This is a genomic window from Zooshikella sp. RANM57, from assembly GCF_050749885.1.
Taxonomy (GTDB): domain Bacteria; phylum Pseudomonadota; class Gammaproteobacteria; order Pseudomonadales; family Zooshikellaceae; genus Zooshikella.
Genome location: NZ_JBOIUB010000032.1, coordinates 1 through 8,743 on the forward strand (window position 1 = coordinate 1; position 8,743 = coordinate 8,743).

An 8,743-nucleotide genomic window follows, 5' to 3' on the forward strand; every position below is an offset into this window, starting at 1 on the left:
CACAATATGATACCCCCCATAAAAAGCTGCTTCTGTAGTGAAAACAGGCACTGTCCCCCATGTAGGGTCATTTATTAAATTACTATAGTCAAAATGGTGCGTATGACCATCAAAAATAGCGATAGGTTTATGTTGGTCCAATATAGCCTTCAGTTCAGACCTTAATGGATCAGAACTATCTATGTTAGACATCCAATGTTGATGCATCAAAAGTATAATATTGGATTTCCCTGATAAATCACTCTTTAACCAATCGAGAGAGTTTTTGATATCGTAATGATAGACCTTGTTCTCATACAACGGGTGATTCTGTAATTGTACAAAGTGAACCCCTTTGAAATCCCAAGAGTAGGCGAGACTACCCTCCCCCGAATAATCCCCGTTAATGGGCCAGTCAAACTGTACATTTTGCAGTGTATCTTTATAACCTTGAACAGCGTCATGCATTCTCTGGCACATATGGTATGCACATCCATTTATTGATCCAACCTCGGTACAATCACCAACATTGTTCTCATAATCATGGTTTCCTAACCCCCAATACACTGGAAAGTTTAGATTCGCTAAGCGATTCATGACAGCATTGAAGGTACCATTCCTTCCAAATTCGGTCACGTCCCCATTCAGTAATCCAAATAACACGCTCGTTTCACTATTGAGCTGGTCTACTAGATGGTCCATCCTTCCTTTCCATTCACTACCATTTTGGCTCTCACTGTTCGGATCACCACAATTTGGACTCTCATTGTCTAGGTTACACAACCGCCATGCTTGTGTGTCAGCAATGACAGCAAAGGTAAATTTCACACTCTCTGGTTGAGGTTCAACAAGAGTGATGTGCATCGGATGAGGGTCATCGTAGTTCTTTATATAGCAGTCACTCACCCAGTCACCATGGCTTGTTGAGTCTCGGACTAACTTAAACTTCCCGCATCCTTGTTCTATCTCCCAATTATTGGTCGCACCTTGCGTATTGATTCGTATTTTATATGAAACTCCGTTCACATCCCCTTCAAGATGGGACTCAGTATGCACATGCACCTGGGCGTAGGCATCAGGATCACACTGCCTACCCTCCTGTGGTTCATACGATATTTTCCTCATTCCTGAATGAGAATCGCAGTCCACACTATCACACTCATCCATATACCATTTGGCTAACATGCTTCCACTAGAGGTTGGAGGGATGCTTGGCTCATAACAAAAATCGAAGTGTGGACATCCCCAATTTGATCCTGCTCCTCCACATTCAGAATATGTGGTTGGTGGTATCTCTTTCTTAGTTGGAGTGCTTTGTTCATATGTACACGCAGATAACGTTAGGGTAAGTAGAGTGAGTAATAGCGCTTTCATTTTTAGACGATAGTTAAGTTTCATATTCTTACTTGCCTATTTATTATCATTAATAAAATACTAGTTATACATGGGCTATTATGCATATCAGATGGATGTTTTTTGATTTTATTGTAAAAGTTATTTAGCTTAAAAATAAAATTAATTTGGACATATTTAGCCTGCTAGTAATGCACAGAACTAAATTTATTATCCTATAGAATGGCATTTATGTCATCGATTGACGACAGGTTTAGTGTGTCATACCATAAAAAAACCATTCATATAAGGTTGCCCAAGCGTGGTTTTGTTTTTCTCTGTGATTGTGGAGTATATCGGTGGAAGTATAGGTAATTACTATAAGGCAACAGTTCAATGCGAGATGTAGGTGCTTACTGGGATAACGCTGTGGTTGAACACTTCTTGGTAGCTTACAGTACGAATGGTTGCTGAAAATTTCCCAACTGAGTCATGAGTATTTAAAGCAAGATATAATTGCTTGCATGAAGTATTACAATATCGAACAACTACATACGGTTAATGAAAATAAGTCGTCAGTCGATCTTGAAAATTATCAAATAAATGTGTTCGGTTTAGGTTGACCAGAACAGGCTTTAATAGATGCTTTATTTGATAGCTATTCAGTTATTTCTCAATACCAGATACTAGAATAGAACCATTGCTACTTATCTTTAATAATCTAGCAATAATTCAATCATAAATCATTCTCTAGACAGTTACATATGAAAAATATTACCTTCTAGGTAGAATACTCTTAGTATTTGACAAGAGGTAGGGTATATGTCACGGAGGGAAATATTAGCAGACATTGTACTTGGCCTTGTCACTAACAAGGCATTCTGGGTACTTCTTGTGCTTTGGTGTTCTTTAATTGTTGTTTTACTTTTTTCTCATGAACTATTTGCCCTTAATCTCCCAGTGAATGAGTGAAAAGATCTACATTAAAGAACACCACCTCTTTGAGAGGTCAAACAGATACTGCTTCAAAGATGTCACTAACTCTTCAACATTTTCGTCTAGCATGATCGAATAAAGAATACTACTTTATAGGTATAACCCTGTGTAAAGGCATGTTTATAACCATGACAACATGAGGTTTAGCGCTTAGTCGGAATGATTCAGCTTATAATTTGAACCATATACCAGTTTCAAGAAGCCTTTTTGTGTGCTGTGCTTTAATTATATGTAATCTTTATCCTTGCCTTCGCTCCAGGTGATAAAGTAATCATATTTTTGTGGTAAAGAACAGCACTATTTTATAGCGTGATTAATGAGAATGGATTGACTGTTATCCTTAAAAATAAATTATTAATGGCTAAAAATAATTCCAAGATCATCAATAGCTATAAAAAACAGCAAAAGATATGAGAGTGGGAGTAAGGCTCATCGGGTTATACCTCTTAAGTACTGCATCATTACGGCCATGAAAGTAGCTTTTTACAATCCAATATTTTTATTATCCCTATTAAATAAAACCAAACATGCGCCGTGATCTTGCATGAGTGTTTTTATGGCTCTTTTTACTACGTCGATCAAGTGTAGGGCGACGTGTTAAGCCTGAATAGGGACCTCGGAACGTATTTGTTGGATAGATCTCAGTCTGGTGAAACCAGTGAGTATGATGATAAACATGATTACTATGTAACTTGGTATTTTTTTTATAAAAACTCTTCCCTTTTCGATCATTAAAGGTGTTCATAATGCATCCTCCCGTTGCCCCGAAGAAACTATTCACTTATCAATGCTTCACTTCATTATAGCCTAATGATTGATATGATCTTCCCCCCATCTAACGGACACCCCACCTTAGGATGAAATTCACCTAAACTATGGTGAAATCATGCGTATAGTTTACCTTGTGATGCAGAAAGAATGAAAAGTCGAAAAATAAATAAACGTTTTTTGTATTTAATAAAATACGCTCGCTATACTTTATATTAATAATTCACACAAAGCACACTCACTTCTTTTCCAATAGTCCTATCCCAGTTATGAGAGAAAGATAATTTATCGTTATCAAACTTTACTTCTGCCCCTTTATACGAACAAATTACTCATGATCTTCACATGAGGTGAATTATTTTTACCTGATTATATATTCTGATGCTACTCCTCCATCTATCCTATTAAATTGACGAGTAACCACTATGATGAAAGCTAATGCCCTGGAACACGATGACACTTACCGTGAAATAGGCAAGCACTTAAGTAAGCAGTTGCAGCGGATCACGCGTAAACCCGCTAAAAAACGCAGGAAACTAAGACCTCATCATCTTGGTACACTGAAACATGATCGGTTATTTAATGTATTGGATCAGGCTAACCCTGATCATCAAGAGTTGTTAATACTCGTCAAGGCACAAGGGTTTAAAAATACGGCAGAAGCGGCCCTGTCAGATCCTTCTTCTCCTCAAGCCAAAGCACTCGGACAAGATATTCGAAAACAGAGCCTTAAAGCAGCTCGTTTTACTGCCAACTTGCGCCGGGATGTCATTAACGCTACTGACCCTGTTCAAAAACGCATTGGAGGAACTCTCAATAGTTTGCCTGACTGGGTGCGCCAGCTGGTTCGAGATGAGAGTAGTCCTAGCCATGCTATGCCGAACGCAATTCAGGCACAGACATCACCGGGGGGCTATCTGGTTCACCTGTATAATATTGCGAATGCTAAAGGTACAGGGTTTGATTATGGTGTAGGTAGAGAGACGGGGCACATCCTCCATATCGACACACGCCGGCCGGATATCAAACAGATTGCCCTCAGCGAAGCCAATGCCAAGCAAGAAATCCCCACCATTAACATCGTTAACCATGTGCTGCAAACCAGCATTGAAACGCAAAAAGGGAACGCGCTTGCTGATGAGGATTTAGAACAGGCGTTTTTCCCGCCCGCGTTACCTTATGTCGCGGATGTTGAAAACACCCAGATCGCGATGAAATCGTTAGGGGTAGAAAGCCTGAATGCGTTAGAGCTTAGAACACGACCACTCGCAAGGCCTGTCGATTTTAGTGCAAGTAATCCTTACTTTTTTATCAACAATGTGGCTGAGCCGCTGCAGCTGGGCACCATGAATACGAGTAATATCGGGGATGAGGTTGGGCTGTTAACTGATAATTTAAGTGTTGACGTTAACACTTGGACGGATCTACTGGGGTACACTGATGCTGCGGGCCCAACCGATGGCATCGTGACGATTGATGATTTTATCTATCGCATGAATATTAGCAAGGATGAGTTGAATATTCTCTATCGGCAATATGAAGCTTTTGATGATTTTGAAGGTGAGCCACGCTTTTATAGTTTTATTGATTATCCAGTTGATGCTCAAAATGATATTACAGAGGAAACGCTTGGTGACCAGTTAGATGGAGCTGATTTGGTCAATATAAAGCTATGGAATGGTCATTGGGTACAAAATATCACGGTTCCTGATGCGTCAAGTTATGATAGCAAGACACTGTATATTCACTCAAATGCAGATCTTCTCACCCATCTCTTTATCAATGGACAAGAAATAGTATTTAAGCGAGGTTATGAAGAAGTCTACCAAGCTAAGTCTGGCGTATGGGTTAGTTCGGTCACTGCAGGCGAGTTTGGTGCACAACTTTTTACTCACGTAGGCCAGTATTTGTCACTGGATGAAGGCCATTTAAAGGTTGAAAGCTTAGATGGAAGTGATCCTTCAGTGTTATCGGCCTCTCAGCAACGTGCTCTCAATTTTCTCTTGCGCTTAAATCAAGGTACGAAGTTAAGCCCAGTGGATATTGACTGGGTGCTTGCCTGTGAAGGTGCAACGACCATTACCCATTGTGATTCTGACAGTACCACTGAAGCTGTCAAAAATATTACCGCAGACGGCCTTACGCTTTTAGCACACTATATACATTATCAAGAGCACTGGGCTCTGGATGTGAACACCTTTGTAGGCCTCGTTTATACCTTAAACCCCTATGGCTACTTTGTGCCTCTCCCCGCACAACCTGAGAGTACAGAAGAACCTGAAACCATTGTGTACTCACAGCTTCGCACGTTATTTGGTGAAGACGGTGCCCCCATCGTCAGAGAGGCTTGTCTTGACCCTGCGTGTACTGTTGCATCAGTGAACGGCGATGAAGCGCTGAAAGGTCTCTTCTGTGCAGGTCTAAGACTTTCAAAAGCAGAGTGGGATGCCATTACCCCACTGCTTGAAAATTATAATGATGGCAACCTCGCAATTGATGAAAAAGTCCTCAGTCAAATTGGTCGGCTGCCGATGATCTGCCAGCTAATGGGTGGACTTTCTGTACTTCATACCCTTGCGCTGTGTGAACACTTAGGGCTCACCACTGAAGTTCTTTCACCCATGCCGATTACTGCCCTCAGTGGTATCAATAAACTCATTTGGCTTAGCCAATGGATGAGTGATCATGGTTATACTCCTGAGTCACTGTGTGAAACCTTAAGTGATCCGAGTGAGCATACCGTTGATACGCGCAATGAGCCTGAGAATGAGGTGTGGTTACAGACACTTAAGGGGACTATGCAAGGCAGTAAGGCCTCTGAAGCAACATTTGCCAGTTATGAAAGTATTTATTTAGAGAATAACCCAGCAGGTGAAGGCTTACTCAGTGAGTTTATGACAGGAAATATCGTCGATAGCTATGGGCTGGTGATAGCTGATAGCAAAGATGACATAGCAACATTTGTCGAGGGTACACTTACAGAGGACTGGACTTGGCCAGAAAATGATCCAAGTGGCGAGCAATACAAGTCCAACCTCAGCAATGTCGTCTGGAATTGCAAACTGCAACAAGATCAGATCACCCTCAATAAAGTGGCTGAGTTGAACGTCAATGCCAACCAAAGTGTCATTGAACCAATGTTGCTTTGGATGGGTTATAGCAATATCTATACACTTTCCAACATGTTATTAGCCTGGGATTATGTTGAAGATGACGGCGATGATGAACCTACCTCAGAAGCAAGAACAAGCTTGTTGTGGGATCTCCGTAACCGCTTGAACACTATTCAAAAGCATGAGTTCCTGGGAGAAGACCTTAACCTCATTGCCAATCCAACAATAAGAGGCTGGCTATCTACAGCATCAGAACTCTCCTTCACCGATCAATTGGATTGGCCTGCACTATATACATTGAGCTTATTTAAAGGCTTGCAAGTGGGTAGTGCCACTGCTGAAGCCTGGTTAGGGTATTTAATGTTAGTGAATCAGGAGGAGGGAGCCACGAATGATCCAGAAAACTTAAATGCCTATCTGCTGGCAGGGCTACTGGGATGTCACCCTGATGAGATATTGGAATATAAGGCCTTAGATGGTCAATTGCCTACTACGGTAGAAGCGATTGACCAGATGGCACGGCGGGTGGATGTGGGGATAGAGCTCGACCTGAATGTGAAAGAAATGATCCCGTTACTACATTGTGCCTCTGATAACAGTGATGCCCAAAATGCATCGGCATCGGCTCAACTGGCGCTAGCCCGCCATGCCAGCAATGATCCAGCACTACTCTATACCCAAGCGTCCTCTGAGCGAAAGCGAGATGCGTTAGTGGCGCTCTATATGAAAAATTTGGTGTGGGCTGCGGGCTCTGAACTAGCACCTTACGTATTTGATAACGAAAGCCTCTATCGCTACCTACTGCTGGATGTCAATGTCAGTAGCCAAGTACCTACCAGTGTCATTGTCGAAGCCCATGCCACGCTGCAATTGTATATCTACCGGGCACTGTCATCACTAGAGGGTTCGCCTGACTTTGTGAATCGCACGGATTTAGAAACTAGCTGGCCCTACGATAAAGAGTACCGGATTTGGCAAGCTAATGAAGAGCTGGCCCTCTATCCCAGTAATTATATTGAACCTGAGATGCGCAGCAGTACCTCTCAAGCCTATCAACAGTTTATGTCTGCAATTAGCAGCTCCTCCTTCGAAGATGATGATATCGACCAGCAGGTTTATGCGTATTTAGAAAGTTTGATGGCTGAAGTGGAAGTTAAACCCATTAGCTTTTGTAAGGAGCTTTATGATGGCTCCTCTCTAATAACCTACCACTTTGTTGGCAAGTCGATACGTAACCCTGCCTTTTTTTATCGAAAGGTGGATATTGATACCTCGACACTCACAGAACGTGAAGACTGGCTGGCCAGTTTAACCTGGTCTTACTGGCAATCACTTTCTATTCCCAGCATTGATGAGATCGCTTCAAACGTCGTGATTGGCATCAGTGAACACCAGCTTTACTTGCTATGGATAGAGTTAAAGCAAGCCACGACTTCCTCAAGTGAAGAGTATGAGTTTATACCTTTTTATGCAAAAGCCAGCTCCAGTCTTGAACTCAACGCCGCCAATCATTTTAGGTCTGTGCACGAGCCTGACATATTTAAATATGACTTTAAACCACAAACCATGGCTTTTCTGAGTCAGGCGATGACTGAGCCGGATCAAACACTGCTTGTTTCTTTTAGCCTTCCTGCTAAAAATGAAAGTGACGATAGCCTTGATCTCAATACTGTGTATGACATGCGCATTACTAAAGCATCTGATGAGATTGTAGAGGCCACAGACCCAGATGGTACGTTGGATATCAGACATGAAGGATATGATGTGGAAAGCCCAGCATTTCAAGCGTGGGCTCAACGGTTCACGGTTTCACACTCTCTGAATTCTGCAAATCCTCAAACGCGTAGTCTCAATTTTGATACACATTTATATCTTGATGGAGAACCAAGTGGTATTCCTAACAGTAGTAGAGTTAGGTGTCCAGTTGACTTCAATATACAACTCTTACCCCAAGACCAGGATGAGGAAAAATGGAAAGCACGCGTTACATCAAATACTGGTGGAAGTGAGATCAGTACACATTATGACATTAATGCTGATGTAAATTACACGCATACGCCATACAAAGGTGCAGACACTGGCAATGGATATCTCAAGACAAGCTTTGAAATATGGGTAGCTGGTGACCTTCAAGAAACAGTCGATATAGCTGAGCACTTACCTGCCTATAATAGGAACAATAAGCCACTTACTAATCCATATAATAAAACCCTCTTAAATGTAAGCACATCTAAAACGTCGTCAGAGTTCTCTCTAGCCCCAGATATATACAGCACTGTTACGGTAAAAGTGAAGGCTGAACTTCAATTGGAGAACGCAGAAACTGAAATTAGCTTTGGTACCTCAGATAGTGAAATAATTTATTATCTCACACACACCTCAGTTGATGCTAAATCAAGTTCCATTAGTTTCAGTTTTAGTTATAGTATTGATGGTAATATAAGTGACTTACTTTTCCAATATACGCATTTAGCGCCCACAAATTGTGAGTCGTTTCTGTGCTTACCTCCGATTATTGGTTGTACTTCTCAATATTTGGTTGCAGTGAGTAGTTC

Annotated in this window: 3 protein-coding genes; 1 reads left to right on the forward strand and 2 read right to left on the reverse strand. The window is 41.5% G+C overall.

The genetic code is table 11. The features are described from left to right. Both ACQ96U_RS26730 and ACQ96U_RS26735 read right to left on the reverse strand, forming a co-directional pair. Positions 1-1,377, reverse strand: a 1,377-nt coding sequence (locus tag ACQ96U_RS26730) for a metallophosphoesterase (protein WP_431724339.1), incomplete at its 3' end; no start/stop codon positions are given. A gap of 1,441 nt (positions 1,378-2,818) precedes the next feature. Continuing rightward, complete coding sequence (locus ACQ96U_RS26735; RefSeq protein ID WP_431724340.1) at positions 2,819-3,052, reverse strand: hypothetical protein; 234 nt, start codon at positions 3,050-3,052, stop codon at positions 2,819-2,821. 448 nt (positions 3,053-3,500) lie between these two features. Between ACQ96U_RS26735 and ACQ96U_RS26740 the strand changes: the two genes are divergently transcribed. Next, on the forward strand, positions 3,501-8,743 hold a 5,243-nt coding region (locus tag ACQ96U_RS26740; protein WP_431724341.1), incomplete at its 3' end, for a neuraminidase-like domain-containing protein.